The sequence below is a fragment of the Verrucomicrobium sp. BvORR106 genome, from assembly GCF_000739655.1.
Taxonomy (GTDB): Bacteria; Verrucomicrobiota; Verrucomicrobiia; order Verrucomicrobiales; family Verrucomicrobiaceae; genus Verrucomicrobium.
Genome location: NZ_BATR01000063.1, coordinates 1 through 16,462, shown reverse-complemented (window position 1 = coordinate 16,462; position 16,462 = coordinate 1). Strand labels below are relative to the sequence as shown.

General features: G+C 61.3%; 12 protein-coding genes. 2 read left to right on the top strand and 10 right to left on the bottom strand.

Going from position 1 to position 16,462, the window contains the following annotated elements:
* Positions 1-627 precede the first annotated feature (627 nt).
* The 10 genes from lpxK to tdh form a co-directional block, all read right to left on the bottom strand.
* The gene (lpxK, locus tag BV106_RS09965) at positions 628-1,863 is read right to left on the bottom strand and encodes a tetraacyldisaccharide 4'-kinase (RefSeq protein WP_038164024.1); all 1,236 of its coding nucleotides are present in this window, start codon (positions 1,861-1,863) and stop codon (positions 628-630) included.
* Between the two features lie 7 nt (positions 1,864-1,870).
* Positions 1,871-2,743 carry a homoserine kinase gene (gene thrB / locus BV106_RS09960; RefSeq protein WP_051945568.1) on the bottom strand — a complete coding sequence of 291 codons (873 nt, stop codon included), beginning with the start codon at positions 2,741-2,743 and terminating at the stop codon, positions 1,871-1,873.
* 114 nt (positions 2,744-2,857) lie between these two features.
* A complete protein-coding gene (gene accC, locus BV106_RS09955; protein ID WP_038164022.1) occupies positions 2,858-4,219 on the bottom strand; it encodes an acetyl-CoA carboxylase biotin carboxylase subunit in 1,362 nt (453 codons plus the stop codon).
* Positions 4,220-4,339: 120 nt separating this feature from the next.
* Positions 4,340-4,885 carry an acetyl-CoA carboxylase biotin carboxyl carrier protein gene (accB, locus tag BV106_RS09950; RefSeq protein WP_038164032.1) on the bottom strand — a complete coding sequence of 182 codons (546 nt, stop codon included), beginning with the start codon at positions 4,883-4,885 and terminating at the stop codon, positions 4,340-4,342.
* A 119-nt stretch (positions 4,886-5,004) separates the two neighbouring features.
* Positions 5,005-8,580: a proline dehydrogenase family protein gene (locus BV106_RS09945; RefSeq protein WP_038164030.1), complete on the bottom strand. Its 3,576-nt coding sequence runs from the start codon at positions 8,578-8,580 to the stop codon at positions 5,005-5,007.
* Between the two features lie 504 nt (positions 8,581-9,084).
* Positions 9,085-9,696, bottom strand: a complete 612-nt coding sequence (locus BV106_RS09940) for a trimeric intracellular cation channel family protein (RefSeq protein ID WP_038164021.1) — start codon at positions 9,694-9,696, stop codon at positions 9,085-9,087.
* Between the two features lie 8 nt (positions 9,697-9,704).
* Positions 9,705-10,580 (bottom strand): DUF3472 domain-containing protein, encoded by an 876-nt coding sequence (locus BV106_RS09935; RefSeq protein ID WP_051945564.1) that lies wholly within the window; start codon positions 10,578-10,580, stop codon positions 9,705-9,707.
* Between the two features lie 43 nt (positions 10,581-10,623).
* Positions 10,624-11,820, bottom strand: a complete 1,197-nt coding sequence (locus tag BV106_RS09930) for a glycine C-acetyltransferase (RefSeq protein ID WP_038164019.1) — start codon at positions 11,818-11,820, stop codon at positions 10,624-10,626.
* 44 nt (positions 11,821-11,864) lie between these two features.
* Entirely contained in the window at positions 11,865-13,352 is a 1,488-nt protein-coding gene (locus tag BV106_RS09925; protein WP_265595508.1) for an arylsulfatase, read from the bottom strand.
* An 11-nt stretch (positions 13,353-13,363) separates the two neighbouring features.
* Entirely contained in the window at positions 13,364-14,389 is a 1,026-nt protein-coding gene (gene tdh, locus BV106_RS09920; RefSeq protein WP_038164025.1) for an L-threonine 3-dehydrogenase, read from the bottom strand.
* Between the two features lie 140 nt (positions 14,390-14,529).
* On the opposite strand from tdh, the gene BV106_RS09915 reads away from it, so the two are divergent.
* On the top strand, positions 14,530-15,126 hold the full coding sequence (locus tag BV106_RS09915) for a helix-turn-helix domain-containing protein (RefSeq protein WP_038164017.1): 597 nt from the start codon (positions 14,530-14,532) through the stop codon (positions 15,124-15,126).
* 39 nt (positions 15,127-15,165) lie between these two features.
* Positions 15,166-16,386, top strand: coding sequence for an FN3 domain-containing metallophosphoesterase family protein (locus BV106_RS09910; RefSeq protein ID WP_038164014.1), 1,221 nt, complete (start codon positions 15,166-15,168; stop codon positions 16,384-16,386).
* Positions 16,387-16,462 lie beyond the last annotated feature (76 nt).

Sequence of the window (16,462 nt, the reverse complement as noted above, 5' to 3'; positions counted from 1 at the left end):
GGAGGTTGAAGGAGCGTAGCGACTGATACCTCCGGAATGTTGGGAAATGCAGTTCCACCCCGGCAGGGGTGGCAGCGATGTGGGTTAGGCGTATGCGCGATCGAAGCTTGCACGCATCGGGCACTCCAAACTTTCGCCCAGTCAGTCGAGGTACTCGGGCTTGAAACTCACCCCTGCTTTGACCAGCATTTGCATCAGTTCACCCCGGAATGTTTTCACACGATGGTGCTCCTGTTACTGCGCAATATACTCCTTCACCGCATCCCTCGACGTGGCGCTCACAGAAAATGCCGCAATAACTGGCTCCTGGCTCTTGGTGCTGAAAACAAAGTGGTAATGCAGCGAGACGTAAGCGCCGAACATGTTTTTTTGATCGTGTGGAGAAATGGGCCGTTGCTGGCATCGCCTGCGGGATGCAAATTTCTTTCTGCGCCCCGGAGGTATCAGTCGCTCCGCTCCTTCAACCTCCGGCTAATGGCTATGATGCCTCCGGCATCCAGGTGCCCCAGCATTCAAGTGCCTCAGGCGAATCAATCCCCCACCTCCACAAGCCGACACCACATCCTCTCCACCGCCGCACCCCCAACACCTTGACCACTGACGCACTGCCCACTGACGCACTGGCCTTCACTGTTCCAGCGGCAGCCCGGCCAGCTCTGACCCATACACCGGCCGGGGCACTTCGCGGGGCTCGCACAGGATGCGCACCATGCGGTCAAAGATCTCCTTGCCGTTCACGATTTCAATCTCCACCCGCAGGAAATAGATGGGCACCTCGGGGTTTCTTATTTCCGGGAACCGGACAAAGTCCTTCTCGGTGGTGACGATCATCTCCACATCACGGCGCTCGCAGCGGTCAATGAAGCTCCGGATGTCCTTTAACGTAAACCGGTGGTGGTCGGCGAAGCGCAGGGTCACATCCACCTTGGCCCCCAGCTTGCGCAGCCCGCTCTCGAAGCTCTCCGGCACGGCGATACCGCTCACGGCCCCCACGTGGGCGCCGTAGATCTTCTCCAGCGAGACCCGCTCCCGGGTGTGGATGTTCTCCAGGTACTTGGGCCGGTGGCGGCACTCGATGATCTCCGCCACGCGGTTGTACTTGCGCAGTTCCCGGATGATCTCGGTGTTGTCCGAGCTATCGCACTTGGTAAGGAAGATGTAGCTGGCGCGCTTGAGGTGGCGGGGGGGCTCCCGCAGTGTGCCCCGGGGCAGAAGGAAACCGTTCCCCCAGGGGGCGGTTCGATCAATCAACACCATGTCGAGCCGGTGCTTGAGCCGCACGTACTGCAGGCCGTCATCCAGCAGCAGCACGTCGGAGTTGAACTGCTTGATGGCGTAGAGGCCGGCCTTCACGCGATCCTTGTCCACCACCACCGGCACGCCGGGCAGATTGCTCGCGAGCATGAAGGGCTCGTCCCCGGCCGTGTGGCTGTCCAGCAGGACTCGCTCGCCATTGCTCACCACCCGCGGCGGGTTCTGTGGAAGCTCCTCACCCCGAATGCGGGCCAGCCACTTGGTCCAGAAACGCACCCGCTTCTGCCGCTTGCTTTTGTAGCCGCGGCTCAGGATGGCGACGTTGCGCCCCTCCTTCTGCAGCGCCTTGGCCAGCAGCTCTGCCACCGGTGTCTTGCCGGTGCCGCCCACCGTCAGGTTGCCGATGCTGATGACCGGCACTCCCACATGATGGTCACGTATGTAGCGCTCACGATAGAGCTTGATGCGGAGCTGCACCGCGCCCGCATAGATCCAGGACAGCCCGTGCAACATGAACCGGGCCAGACTTTCCTTGAACCCCTGCTTGTTGTGCAGGATGACCTCGATGGCCCACTGCTCCAAGTCTTCAAGCTGGTCTTTGAGATCCATGCAGAAATCAGAGTGTCACCACACTCGCCCCCACGTTGTCCGCGGGCACGACCACCGTACGACCGGTCGCGCCTGTTTGCACGAGGGCATTTTTCATGGCCAGGGCGATGGCCTCCGTATCCTCCGCCGTGGTGAGGCAGGCGATGGTGGACCCGGACCCGCTCAGATACCCGCCGATGGCCCCGGCCTTCACCCCAGCGGCAATGGCTTCGAACAGGCCTGGAACCAGGTGTCGACGGTAGGGCTGATGCAGAAAGTCCTCCAGAGAATCACCGATGCGCTCATACTCGCCCGTGGCGAAGGCTGCCACCAGGGTGCAGGCGTTGGCCGTATTCCGGGCGGCATCGCTGTGCGGAACACTTTCCGGCAGGGCACTGCGGGCGTGCACGGTCTGGACCTCAAAGTCCGGGATCAGCAGCACGGCCTTCAGCCGGGGCTGCACCTCAAACCGAAACCACTGCTTGCTGTTGGCCAGGGCAAAACCGCCGAAGACCGCAGGAGCCACATTGTCGGGATGACCTTCTGCCTCGGAGCAAAGGGCAAAGAGCTGCTGCTTGTTGAGCGGACCTCCGCAGAGTTCATTCAGCCCCATCAGCACGCCCAGGCGCACCGTGACGCTGCTGCCCAGACCACGGGACTGCGGCACATCCCCCCCGATGGACCAGGAGAACGCGAAAGGTGCCGCCGTGACATCCCTCTGCTGGAAGAACAGCGCAGAAATGGTCTCCACCATCGCGTGGTGCGGCTCGATGCGCGGGGCTCCATCAAGCCGGGTCACCGTCACCTGATTGTAGAGCGAGAGGGCCAGGCCAAGACAGTCGTAACCAGGGCCGATATTGGCCGAGGTGGCGGGCACAGAGATGGTGACAGAAGAAGACACGCCGCATAAAAGACCAAACAGGGGCAAAGGCAAACAACAGCACCCGGAGCGACGACAAAAAAAGGCACCCCGGTGAACCCAGGGTGCCTTGAAGCAGGATCGGAACGATATCCCTTAGTCTTTCATCCCTTCCTGGCGGAGGAAGTTCTCCACCCAGGTGATGTCGTACTTGGCGTTCTGGAAATCGCTCGTCATGATGATCTTGCTCTGCAGCGGGATCGTCGTCTTGATGCCGTGGATCATGAACTCGCCCAAGGCGCGCCGCATGCGGCGGATGGCAATGTCACGAGTGGCACCAGTGACGATGAGCTTGGCGATCATCGAGTCATAATAAGGAGGCACGGTGTAGCCGGAATACACGTGGGTATCCACGCGCACGCCGCGTCCACCAGGGGCATACCAGTGATTAATCTTGCCAGGGCTGGGCGCGAAATTGCGGTCCGGGTCCTCAGCGTTGATACGGCACTCGATGGAGTGGGCACGGGGCGTGTTCTTGAGCACGTGCTCAGAGATGGGCAGACCAGCGGCGATGCGGATCTGCTCCTTGATCAGGTCGCAACCATACACCTCTTCGGTGATGGGATGCTCCACCTGAATACGGGTGTTCATCTCCATGAAGTAGAAATTCTTCCCTTCATTGTCCACAAGGTACTCGATGGTGCCGCAGTTCTCGTAGCCGATCTCCTTGCAGAGCTTGACTGTGGCATCACCCATGGCCTTGCGGATCTCGTCGGAGATCTTCGGTGAGGGGCACTCCTCGATGATCTTCTGGTTGCGGCGCTGCATGGAGCAGTCGCGCTCACCCAGGTGCACCACGTTGCCATGGCTGTCAGCCACGACCTGGAACTCGATATGGTGCGGGCGCTCCACGAGCTTCTCCATGTACACGGAGCCGTCACCGAAGCACTTGAGCGCCTCCATGCTGGCCTGCTGGTAGCTGGAGCGCAGGGTGGCCTCATTCAGCACGGGGCGCATGCCGCGACCACCACCACCGGCGGAGGCCTTGATCATGACGGGATAACCGATGCTGCGGGCGATCTCAAACGCCTGCTCTTCGCTCTCGATGATGCCATCGGAGCCGGGTGTGATCGGCACGCCGAGACGGCGGGCGGTGGCACGGGCGGTGTTTTTGTCGCCCATCATGCTGATCACCTCGGGGGAGGGCCCGATAAACTTGATCTTGCAACGCTGGCAGATTTCCGCGAACTCGGCCTTCTCACTGAGGAAGCCGTAGCCCGGGTGGATGGCGTCGACATTGGCAATCTCCGCCGCGCTGATGATGCGGGGGATCTTGAGGTAGCTTTCCGTGCTGGGACCGGGACCGATGCAGATGGCCTCATCAGCGAGATGCACATGCATGGAGTCCACGTCCGCCTCGGAGTAGACCGCCACCGTTTTTACATCCAGCTCTTTGCAGGCTCGGATGACGCGCAGGGCGATTTCACCACGGTTGGCGACAAGAACTTTTCGAAACATTTCGGTTTGGGAAAGAAAGGGAGGGGCGGGGCGTCAGTCTGGCTGCGATGATTCTGTCCCGGCCCCCGGGCTCACCAGAGCGTGAGCAATACGAAGGTTCTGGCGAAGGTTGAAGCGAGCTTATTTAAGCTCAAAGAGGGGCTGGCCGTACTGCACCGGCTTCGAGTCATCCACCAGGACGCGCACGATGGTGCCACGGGCCTCGGCTTTGATCTCGTTCATGACTTTCATCGCCTCGATGATGCACACCACAGTGTTCTCATCCACGGCATCGCCCACGTTGACAAACAGCTTCTCATTCGGGCCAGCGGCGCGGTAGAAGGTGCCCACCATCGGGGAGTTGATCGTAATGCCGACAGGGTCGGCTGCCACAGGAGCAGCTGCAGCAGGCGCCGGGGCTGCCGCAGGAGCGGCGAGTACAGGAGCGGCGGCGGGTGCCGTCGCATAAGGGGCCGCCACGGTGGCTACGCCGGCGGAAATGGGCATCTTGGAAAGGAGATCTTTGGCGGCCTCAATGTCAGAGCCGCGACGCAGCTTGATCTTGAACGAGCCATGTTCCAGATGGAAAACGGACAGGTCGTTCTTGCTCATCAAATCCACGATTTGCCGGATTTCTTTGAGATCCAGACCCGGAGCGTCTTTCGTTTGGTTGGAGTTGTCTTCCATGTAGGGCAATGTTCGGAAGCTGTGATAGGAAGCGAGGATATGGGGATTGGCAAGGAAAAAGGGACTGGGGGCCTCTCCCCCCTGCCTCGCCATCCCGCTTGAGACTGAGGAACTCCAGCTCAATCCGGCTGCCCACGATCCTCTCCAGCCCTCCCGCCCAAATTACCATAACGATGGTAGTCGAAGCTCAGGCTCTGCTCGCGCAGATACCAAAGCAGCTCCACGCGCCCCTCCATGAGCACCGGGGTATCGGCCACAAAGACCTGCTGCTCCGCCGCCGCCCGGCGCACGGCTACCGGCACATCCTGAGGCCGGGCATAGCGGACGCGATCCACCTTGTGGCTCCGGAGAGCCAGAACCAGATCGTTGTCACTCTCTTCCACAAACTCAATGCCATCTGCCCAGGTGGAGGTCGCCTCCCGCAGGCGGGTCAAGGGTCGCCACTCGGTGCACGGAGCCGCACTCACGGTCAGGTGGCAACCCGTCACGCGGCCCGCTGCCACCCGGGCAAAAAGATCAAAAGGTGTATCCTCCGGACTCACCCGGATGTGCAGCTTTTTCACCGGAAGATAGCGACGCAGATTGTCCTGCCCCAGCAGACGGAAGGTATCGTGTTCCTGGGAAAACTCTGTGCTCCAGGCCCGCTCATAGCTGGAGAAGGCGGTCACGAGCCGGCTGTTCTCCGTGAGGTTCAGGGTGTCCCAGCCCTGAAGCGCCTCCAGGAAACGTCCGAACTCCGACCCGGGTCGCGGGGCGGCGGGGAGTGCCGGCACCGTCTCACGAAAATCCATGAACTGAGCAACATAGTTGGGCCCGCCTGCCTTGATGCCGGGACCAAAGGCACTCTTGCCCATGCCCCCAAATGGCTGACGCAGCACGACGGCACCGACCGTCGTCCGGTTGATGTAGAGATTGCCAGCCTGGATCCCCTCCCGCCACTCGTCCTGCTCGCGATCATCCAGGCTCTCCAGTCCGCTGGTCAGGCCGTAGCCGGTAGCGTTGACGAGCTCGATGGCCTCGGAAAGTTTTTCAAACCGCATGACGCCCAGCACGGGGCCAAAAAACTCGGTGAGATGCGTGACGCTGCCCGGCTGTACGCCCCACTTCACGCCAGGAGTCCAGAGATGCGGATTGCCATCGAGACACCGTGGCGCGGGTGCCCAGGATTCGCCCGGTTGCAGCGTTGTCAGGGCGGTCTGGAGCTCACCGGCAGGAGGCCGGATCAGAGGCCCCATCTTGGTGGAAAGATCCCAAGCGGATCCCACCCGCAAGCTTTCCACTGCCTCCTCCAAGCCTCGCTTGAACTCGGGGTCGTCATACACCTCCGCTTCCAGCAGCAACAGCGAGGTGGCAGAGCACTTCTGCCCGCTGTGACTGAAGGCGGAGTGCAGCACGTTCTTGATGGCCTGATCCCGGTCCGCCAGCGCCGTGACGATGGTGGCGTTTTTACCGCCCGTCTCCGCCACCAGATGCATCTCTGGCTTTGCCTCCAGCATGGCCAGCGCGGTGGCCGTACCACCAGTGAGGATCACCGAGTCCACCTGGGGATGCTGCACCAGTTTGGCAGCATCTGCCCCAGTGCAGGGCAGGAATTGCAAGGTCCGTTGTGATATGCCCGCCCGCCAGAAACACTGGCAGAGTTCCCTCGCAGGCACAACTGCATCCGAGGCTGGCTTGAGGATCACCGTATTCCCCGCCGCGAGAGCGGCTGCCACGCCGCCACATGGAATGGCGATGGGGAAGTTCCAGGGGGAGACCACCACCACCACACCCTTTCCTCTGGTCATCACGTGAGGGCCAAGTTGTTCAGAAAATTGCTGCGCGGACCTCGCATAGTACTCCACAAAGTCCACCGCCTCACTCACCTCGGGATCAGACTCGGTGAAGGTCTTCCCCGTGTTGGCCAGTGCCGCCGTCATCAGATCTCCGCGCGCCTTGCGAATCTCGTGCGCCACGCGCTTGAGGAAATCCGTGCGCGCCGCCGGGGCCAGAGCGCGCCAGCCGTCGTGATCCTTTACCGCGGCATCCACCGCATCGTCGATTTCATCCTCGGCAGGAATGCCCACCCGTCCCAGCGTCAGGTCTGGACGCGACGGATCCATCAAAGAACGCGTCTTCCTGCCACAGCTGATCTCGCGTCCCGCCACCACGAACGACACGGTGTACCTGCTCTCCCGCGCCCTCTCCAGCAGGCTCGTCGCCCACTCGCCATTCTGCGGCAGGCTCCAGTCGGTGTCGGGTTCGTTGAAAAACCCTTTCATTTCCCGAGGGATCACGGGCAGCGCCCGATCCTGGAAGCGGCGGGGCGCATCCGAGAGGACGGGCAGCAGGGAGAATGACTCCACGAACCCGCCAGAGAGCATCTTCCAGGCAGGACTGCCGGGTTCGAGGTGGAACGCATGCCGCAGGAAGTTCTCTCCTCCGGTGTTTTCATCCAGCCGCCGGATCAGGTAGCCGATGGCACTGACGAAATGCTCCTTCCCACACGCCGGCGCATACAGGAGGAGGTTGGAGATCTGCTCCAGCAGGGCGCGCCGCTGGGGATTGGCCATGCCTTCCAGCATCTCAAACTGCACACGATCCAACGCCCGCCCCTCCCCCACCAGCACCAGGGCGTAGGCGACATCGAAGAGATTGTGTGAAGCGATGCCGAGCCGCACCGCCGCGAGGTTCTCCGGGAGGAACCCCTCGTGCAGCATCCGCTTGTAGTTCGCATCCGTTTCCAGCTTACTCCGGTAGGGCGCCTGCGGCCAGCCTCGAATGGAGGCCTCCACCCTCTCCATCTCCAGGTTCGCGCCTTTAACAATCCGCAGCGTCACCGGAGCCCCACCTGCGGCCACACGACGTCGGGCCCACTCGTTGATCCGCCGCTGCCACTGGGCGGAGTCAGGGATGTAGGCCTGCAGCGCCATGCCCGCCATCACCTTCTCCAGCCCCGGGCGATCCAGAGTACGCATGAAGGCCTCGCACGTCAGGCTGAGGTCACGGTACTCCTCCATGTCCAAGTACAGGAACTTGGGCACGCGGATGCCATCCGGGCGGAGGAAGACATTCTCCTGCGCCGTCCGATAGAGCTTCTCCAGGCGATCACAGAGCACTCCCAGCGTATGCTCCCGTGCCAGCGGCGACATCTGGGAGTAGAGAGTGGAAATCTTGACCGAGAACACCTCTGTCTGGGAAGAGCGCATGGCCTCCACATACTGCTCCAGCCGCCGCGCCGCCTCCGCCTCACTGAGGATGGCTTCCCCCAGGAAGTTCACATTCATCCGGATGCCCTGCTCACGACGACGCTGCAGGTGGTCCTCCAGCAGTTCCAGCTCCGCGGGAAGAATGACATTGGCCGTTTCGTGCTGAAGGTGTTCCTTCACCATGGGCACCGACACTCCGGGCAGCCAGTTACCGAAGGCCTTGAATCCCCTCAAGAGCGCGCGGTCCAGCGGATTGAAAAAACGCGGCACCCCCTGCACTTCCAGGATGTGAGTGAACTGCTCCGCCACCCGATCTGCTGAGCGAGGGCGAAAAGCCTGGTCCGTGAGTTGCACCAGCGTCGCCTTGTCCTTGGGATGCTGCAGCATCCGGTCCAGTTCCGCCTGCTGCCTTCTTTCGGCAGCCGTCTGCACCTGGGCAGCACGAAATTGCAGGCCACTGGCGATGGAGAGAGCCTGCTGAACTTTCTTGGATGGGATGGTGTTCACGAGTGCGGAGGGTGCGCCCGGGGAGTCGGGCTGTCCCATTTTCACACATTTCCCCCAAGGACGACAAGGGGACTTCGTGACCCGATTTTGCGCATCTGGTCCGCCAGTGTCAGCGGGTCGGAGGCATCACCTGAAAAGAACTCCAACACGCAGTCGGCCCCTTCAAGCTCTTCCAGGTTCTGCAACAGGGTTGGAGTTCCGCCTTCAGGCGGGTGCGTTGAATCCTGAGCCGCCTAAAGGCGGAACTCCAACCACGGCGCGAACACCAAAAAGAATGTAGAAGGCTCAAGCCGCGCTGTTCAAGCGTATTACCGCCTCCGGCAGAGCCACTGCGAGCTTCAATCTAACCACCCCTTCCGCAGCCGGGTTGGAGTACCGACTTTAGTCGGCTCAGTTCGAGGAACTCATTACTCCCCCACCCCGGCTCCGCAGACACCGTCAACTCCTCCCCACATTCTCAACCGAACCCATAACCCATAACATCTAACTCTTAACCTCCTACGCCTAACTTCTGACCCTAAACTCAGGCAGCTGCCACTTCCGCCCGATGGCGGCGAGACGAAGCACCAGGATGACCACCATGGAGATCTCCCGGCCACCGGTGAACGCCGGGGCAAAGCGGGCCAAAAGCACATAGATCAGCGCCCCGGCAGAAGCAGCCGTGGCGTAGAAATAGATCTCCGCCTTGAAAACCAGCGGCACCTCCCGTCGCAGGACGTCCCGCAACATGCCACCCGCCACCCCGGTGACAACACCCAGCAGAATCGCAATGAGGCCCGAAGACTGGTACAGCAGCGATTTTTCCACCCCGACGATGGTGAAAAGCGCCAGCCCGAAGGCATCGGCGATCAGCAGCGCCTTGTGCGGCAACTTCCAGTACCGGGCGACCACAAAGGTGACCAGTGCGGTCAGGGTGGCGGTCACGATGTGCGACGGATCCTGCACCCAGAACACGGGGCGCACCCCCAGACAGAGATCCCGGATGGTCCCTCCGCCCACGGCGGTGACAATGGCCAGCACCAGCACGCCAAAGAGATCCACCTTCCGGTCCGTGGCCGCCAACACCCCGGAGATGGCGCAGACCGCCACCGCGAAGTGCTCAAACCAGAACGACATTTCCTCCACTAAGGCTTGGACAACTCTGTAGGCAAATCATTTGGCACCGTCGTCGGAGCCGAATTCACGCTGAGCACGGTGCCCACCGGCACACTCGGAGAGACCTTCCCGCCATTGGCGAGATACAACCCGCCTTCTGCCTGGCCGGCATCAATGATGTCGCTGGCCTCGGTGGGAGCCTTGGAGGCGGTGAAGCGCGCCTGGGTAAGCGGCAGCAACCCTTTGTCCACCGTCTTCACCCACCCATTGCCGAAGACCGCACGGCGCTCCTCGCCCACGCTCTTGCCATCGCGCCGGAAGTCCTCGACGAAGGAATAGAGGCCCGAAAGCGGCTTGCCGCCGGTCTGCACGCGGAAGGTGACGAGGTGCTTCCACTCGTTCGATTTCGGTTGCCAGAGCCAGCCGGAGTAGGCGGTCTTTTGCCCTTCCACCTTGGCCTGGACAAGGCAGCGGATCTTCTCCCCCACCTTCCAGGGAAATTCCGTCATGCTTTTGCCGCCCGTGCCTTCACCACCGAAGCGGGAGACCTTCACGTCTTTGCCTTCGTGCAGCACCTCCACGCGCTCCTCCAGTTTCACATGATCAGGGTTGTCGCCTTTGGTGGGATCCCAGACACTGAAGATGGCAACCTTCTTGCCCCCGCCCAGCTCCTGCACACCGAAGTAGCCTGTGTTCCACCCACAGATCATGAAATAACTCCCTGGCGTGGACTTCTCCACCCGGGCCTCCAGGTAGAACCACTCCGAGGCCGGGGCCTGCCAGCCCAGGTGGATGGAGCAGGCGGCATTGATCTTGGGGGTGACAGTCTTTCCAGACTCAGCTGCAGGAGCAACACAGAGCCCGAGAGCGACGAACGCGGAGGCGATGGTGAAGAGACGAATCATGAGGCGGTCGGGTTAAAGGAATGCACTAGCACACGGAATGGGTTCAAAGTCCCAGCTCTTTCTTCGCCGCAACAAAGGCGCGGACTGCGAACTCCAAGTCCGCCTTGGAATGCGCGGCACTGATCTGGGTGCGGATGCGGGCCTTCCCTTGCGGCACCACCGGGAAGCTGAATCCGATCACGTAAACCCCGCGGGTCAGCATGGCATCGGCAAACCGGGAGGCCAGGGCGGCATCGCCCAGCATGATGGGGACGATAGGATGCACCCCGGGAAGGATGTTGAAGCCAGCCTCGGTCATCTCCTCACGGAACAACCTTGTATTGGCCTCCAGTTGATCCCGCAGCTTGGTGGACTGCTTGAGCAGGTTCAGCACTTCCAGCGTGGCCCCGGTGATGGATGGCGCCAGGGTGTTGGAGAACAGGTACGGGCGGGAGCGCTGTCTCAACAATTCGATGATCTCCTTGCGGCCACTGGTGTACCCGCCACTGGCACCACCCAGGGCTTTCCCCAGCGTGCCGGTGATGATGTCCACCCGGCCCATCACGCCACAATGCTCATGCGTGCCGCGCCCCTGCGCGCCCATGAAGCCCACCGCATGGGAATCATCCACCATGACGAGGGCCTGATATTTGTCCGCGAGGTCGCAGATCTCCTTGAGCGGCGCGATGAACCCGTCCATGGAGAACACGCCGTCCGTGGCGATCAACTTGTACCGAGCCCCCGCAGCATCGGCCGCCTGCAACTGGGCCTCCAGATCGGCCATGTCGCAGTTCTTGTAGCGGAACCGCTTGGCCTTGCAGAGGCGGACACCGTCGATGATGGACGCGTGGTTCAGCTCATCGCTGATGATCGCGTCCTCCGGTCCCAGCAGTGTCTCGAAGAGCCCGCCATTGGCATCAAAGCAGGAGGAATAGAGGATGGTGTCATCTGTGCCGAGGAAATCACTCAAGCTTTCCTCCAGCTGCTTGTGCGGATGCTGGGTGCCGCAGATGAAGCGCACACTGGCCAGGCCAAAGCCCCAGTGCTCCAGGGACTCATGCGCCGCCCGGCGCACCGCCGGGTGCTGGGCCAGCCCCAGGTAGTTGTTGGCACACATGTTGAGCACGGCCTCACCGCCGTTGGCACGCACCAGGGTGCCCTGCGGGGTGGTCAGCACGCGTTCTTTCTTGTAGGTGCCGGCGGAGCGGATCGCATCCAGCTGCGTGTTGAGGTGGGATTGAAAGGTATCGTAAGCACTCATGAATGGAGAGGAAAAAGGGAAGAGGGGTAAGGGATAAGACTCAACTAGGGCTTGAGGCCAGGCCGGTCGAGTTCGCCCATGGGAAACTCTGCGCTGGGCACGCGACCGGCCGACATAATCGCAGCGATCTTCGCCACGATGTCGGGATGCTGGGCCGCGACATCGGTGGTTTCGGCGATGTCCGTCTCGAGATGGTAGAGCTGCACGGGGGCCGAGGGGTTCTTGCTCACACCAAGGCGGATGCCTTTCCAGGGACCCATGCGCACTGCCTGGTTCCCACCCGCAACGGTTTCCCAGTAGAGGTGATCATGCTGCTTCTGCGCCGCGGCATCACTCTTCAGGGTTGGCAGAATGGACACGCCATCCAGGCCGGAGGGTGCAGGGAATCCTACGATCTCAGCAAAGGTCGGAAAGAGATCCCAGGAAGCCCCAGCGAACTTGGAGACCTGACCTGGCTGGATGGATCCCGGCCAGGCCGCGATGAACGGTGTGCGGATGCCGCCGTCCCAAAGCTGGGTCTTCATGCCGCGCAGGGGTTGGTTGCCGCCAAAGAATTCGCGATCATAGCCGCCGTTGAATGTGGCTCCGTTATCCGAGGTGAAAACAATGATCGTGTCCTTCTCCTTGCCGATGCGCTTGAGCAGCTCGCGGAACTTGCCCATCGTCCGGTCCATGCGAGTGACCATCGCGGCATAGATGGCCCGCGGGTTCTCCGTGGGCAGGTAGCTCTTCTTGCCGTCATACGGCGGATCCTGGCCAGCGAAGGCCTGCTGATAGTCCGCCAGGGACGGCTCATCCGGTGGCACCTGCAGGGAGACATGCGGCACCGGGGTGGCGTAGTAAAGGAAGAACGGCTTGTCACCATTGGTTTCCAGGAACTTCAGCGCCTCCTGCTCCATCAGGTCCGCTGCATGCTGCCGCCCCACCTTGCCATCGTTGCCCTCCAGCGGCTCTTTCACATCATTCCGCCATAGGTAGGTGGGATAGTAGTAGTGCGCCTGCCATTGGGAAATGTAACCGTAGAAGAGATCGAACCCATGTTTGTTGGGAGAGCCCTCATTGCTGGGATGCCCCAGCCCCCATTTTCCCACACACGCCGTGCGGTAGCCGGACTTCTGCAACGCACTCGCAAACGTGGTCTCCGAGGCTGGCAGGGCGATCTGCGGCAGATAGCCGTCCTCGGCCTTGATGCGGTTCCGCTCCTCCGCCTGGGCAGCACGGCCTTCGGAGTTCTCCCGCACAAAGGAGTGTCCGGTGTGCTTGCCCGTCAGCATGACACAGCGCGAGGGCGCACACACCGCATGTCCGGCATAGAAGTCGGTGAACCGTATGCCGTCCGCCGCCAGTTGATCAAGGTTCGGCGTCTTGATCTTCTTCTGACCGTAGCACCCCAGTTCGCCATAGCCCAGATCATCCGCCAGAAAGACGATGATGTTGGGCTTCCCCGCAGCATGAAGCGCACTGGCAGTCGTGAACACGACTGCCAGCAGTGACATCATCCAGAGACTTCTCCAATGCATGCGATTCTTCATGGTTCCATCTGCTAACACCAGTCCAGCACCACCTTGCCGCTCAATCCGGAGGTCATGACCTCAAAGCCTTTTTGAAACTCGGTGAAGTGATAACGATGGGTGATGACCGGCTTGATGTTCAGGCCGCTCTCCAGCATGACGCTCATCTGGTACCAGGTCTCATACATCTCACGGCCATAGATGCCTTTGATAGTGAGCATGTTGAACACGACCTTGTTCCAGTCGAGGGCGATCTCCTCGGAAGGGATGCCCAGCATGGCGATCTTGCCGCCGTGGCACATGTTGTCGATCATGCTGCGGAATGCCGCAGCATTGCCCGACATCTCCAGGCCCACATCGAACCCTTCCTTCATGCCAAGTTGCTTCTGCACATCCTTCAGGTTTCCCCGCGTGACATTGAGGGCCACGGTGGCCCCCATCTGTCTTGCCAGATCGAGACGATAATCGTTCACATCCGTGATGACCACGTGGCGCGCTCCGGCATGCTTCACAATCGCCACCGCCATGATGCCAATGGGGCCCGCGCCAGTAATGAGAACATCTTCCCCCAGCACCTCAAACGAAAGGGCCGTGTGCACCGCATTGCCAAAGGGATCAAAGATGGAGGCCACCTCCTCATCCACCCCTTCACGATGATGCCACACGTTCGTCATAGGCACACTGATGTATTCCGCGAAGGCTCCGGGGCGGTTCACGCCAATGCCCTTGGTGTCCGCACAGAGATGACGGCGACCCGCCAGACAGTTGCGACAGCGCCCGCAGACCACATGCCCTTCCGCACTGACGATCTCCCCAGGATGGAAGTCGCTCACGTTGTCACCCACGCGCACTACCTCCCCCACAAACTCATGCCCCACCACCATCGGCACCGGGATGGTCTTGCGCGCCCAGTCATCCCACTTGTAGATGTGCAGATCCGTTCCGCAGATCCCCGTTTTGTGAACGCGGATAAGGACGTCATTGATCCCCACGGTGGGCACCGGGACGTCCTCCAGCCAGAGTCCGGGTTCCGATTTTGCTTTTACCAGGGCTTTCATCGAGGGCATGGCAGTCAGTACTGAATGATGATTGCGGAGCATCTGGGACTCGCCGTCCGATATAACGGATGCTTCCGCCGGTATTTTGGATTCTCTTTTTCCGGTATGCAAGACTAAATTCCGGTTTAATGTAGCCACCTATGCCCAGAAAAGCTGCCGCCAGAGTCAAAGACGTCCCAGCAGAAGCCATCAGCCGCCATCTGGGTGCGCGAGTGAAGCAGCTCCGCTCTGACCGCAACTGGTCCTTGGAAGCACTGGCAGGGGCCAGCGGGGTGAGCCGCTCCATGTTGAGCGAGATCGAACGGGAGCAGGCCAATCCCACGCTGGCGGTGACGCTGCGCATCGCCCAGGCCTTCGGCATGAGCTTGAGCGAACTCATTGAAACTCCGGGCGTCACTTCCTCCATTACTGTGATCCGGCATCATGACCGCGCGTTTCACTATCGGTCGGATGACCATTGCCGCATCCGCACCTTGAGCCCGCTCAATCTGGAAAAGGATGTGGAATTCTATGAGGTGGAGCTGCAACCCGGAGGCGCCTTGCGAAGCGCTCCGCACTTCGAAGGCACCCGGGAGTTTCTCACGGTGGTGAAAGGGCTCGTGAAAGTGGAGTCCAATGAAGATACCGACACGCTGCATCATGGCGACTCCACCACCTACCGTGCCGATGTGCCTCATGCGATTGTGAATGCTGGCAAAGGTGAGGCGCTCGTCTTTCTCGTCGTGATTTATCGCTAATCTGCGTCACACCTCAAAACACACGGCCATCAGCGGGAGATGAAGAGACGCCGCTTTCTCACTTGCAGCACCTTGTTCCCAGTGGGTGGTGTCGTCGCCGCTGCGGAGGCTCCCAGCGCAACGAGCCCCGTGGCAGCCCCCCCGGAGCCACCGCCGTTTGCATTCGCCAGCGCCCCTGTGCTGGCCCATCCTTCTGACGATGCCGTCACTCTCCTCTGGGCGACGAACGGCTTTGCATCAGGCTCGGTCGAGTACGGTGAGACTAGCGCGCTCGGGCTCAAGGCCGGCGGCGCCGACGGCGGCCTCATGCCGTATGACGAGCGCACCTTCAAGATCCGCCTGCAGGGCTTGAAGCCCGGCACCACCTACCACTACCGCGTCGCGGCGTGCCCGGTAAATTTCCGCTCCGCCTACAAGATTGAACGCGGCCCGGCGGTGTACAGCGAGGTCCACACCTTCCGGACCCTGAACCCCTCGGCCGAGGAAACTACCTTCACCGTCTGGAACGACACCCACGAGCAGCCGGAGACGCTGAAGAGACTGCACGCCCTGCATCAGGAGAAGCCCGGCGATTTCCTCCTCTGGAACGGAGATGTCACCAATGACATCTACAAGGAGGAGAAGATGGTGGAGCAATTCCTCAGCCCGAAAGGGGTCGCCTTTGCCACAGGGGTTCCTTATTTCTTTGTTCGTGGCAATCACGATGTCCGCGGCCCTGCCGCGCGTCATCTCCCCCGCTTCACCCAGGTGGAGGGAAACCAGTGGTTCTACTCCTTCCGCCAGGGTCCCTTGGGAGCGCTGGTGCTGGACACCGGCGAGGACAAGCCAGATGACCATCCCGTTTACGCGGGGCTCAATGACTTTGCCGCTTTCCGCACCCTGCAGGCCCAATGGCTGGCGCAGGAGATCGAGAAGCCACACTTCAAGTCCGCGCCTTACAAGATCCTCTTCTGCCACATCCCCCTGCGTTGGAAGGATGAGCGCGATGGAGGGTCTTTCTGCACCGATGGCCGGGCGAAGTGGCATGACCTGCTGGTGAAGGCAGGGGTGCAACTCGTGATCTCCGGCCACACGCATGAACACCACTGGCTGCCTGCCGATGCCAGTGTGCCCTACGGGCAACTCGTAGGCGGAGGCCCCAAGCCGGAACGCGCCACGATCATTCGCGGTCACGCCAGCAAGCAACAACTCACCGTCATCATGTCCCGCCTCGATGGCAGCGTGCTGCAGGAGGTGATCCTGCCCGCCCGCCCAGCCTGAGGTCAGGCCCAGATCATCGCTCACGCTGTTTTCCCGGAACGAGGGAATAACGGCGCTCCCTGTCCACGCCCAAGTT

Bases quoted from the DNA above. Each gene is read 5' to 3' on its own strand.
- lpxK (WP_038164024.1), bottom strand. From the start codon at position 1,863: ATGGATCTCAAAGACCAGCTTGAAGACTTGGAGCAGTGGGCCATCGAG.
- accC (WP_038164022.1), bottom strand. From the start codon at position 4,219: ATGTTTCGAAAAGTTCTTGTCGCCAACCGTGGTGAAATCGCCCTGCGC.
- accB (WP_038164032.1), bottom strand. From the start codon at position 4,885: ATGGAAGACAACTCCAACCAAACGAAAGACGCTCCGGGTCTGGATCTC.
- BV106_RS09940 (WP_038164021.1), bottom strand. From the start codon at position 9,696: ATGTCGTTCTGGTTTGAGCACTTCGCGGTGGCGGTCTGCGCCATCTCC.
- BV106_RS09935 (WP_051945564.1), bottom strand. From the start codon at position 10,580: ATGATTCGTCTCTTCACCATCGCCTCCGCGTTCGTCGCTCTCGGGCTC.
- BV106_RS09930 (WP_038164019.1), bottom strand. From the start codon at position 11,820: ATGAGTGCTTACGATACCTTTCAATCCCACCTCAACACGCAGCTGGAT.
- BV106_RS09925 (WP_265595508.1), bottom strand. From the start codon at position 13,352: ATGAAGAATCGCATGCATTGGAGAAGTCTCTGGATGATGTCACTGCTG.
- tdh (WP_038164025.1), bottom strand. From the start codon at position 14,389: ATGAAAGCCCTGGTAAAAGCAAAATCGGAACCCGGACTCTGGCTGGAG.
- BV106_RS09915 (WP_038164017.1), top strand. From the start codon at position 14,530: ATGCCCAGAAAAGCTGCCGCCAGAGTCAAAGACGTCCCAGCAGAAGCC.
- BV106_RS09910 (WP_038164014.1), top strand. From the start codon at position 15,166: ATGAAGAGACGCCGCTTTCTCACTTGCAGCACCTTGTTCCCAGTGGGT.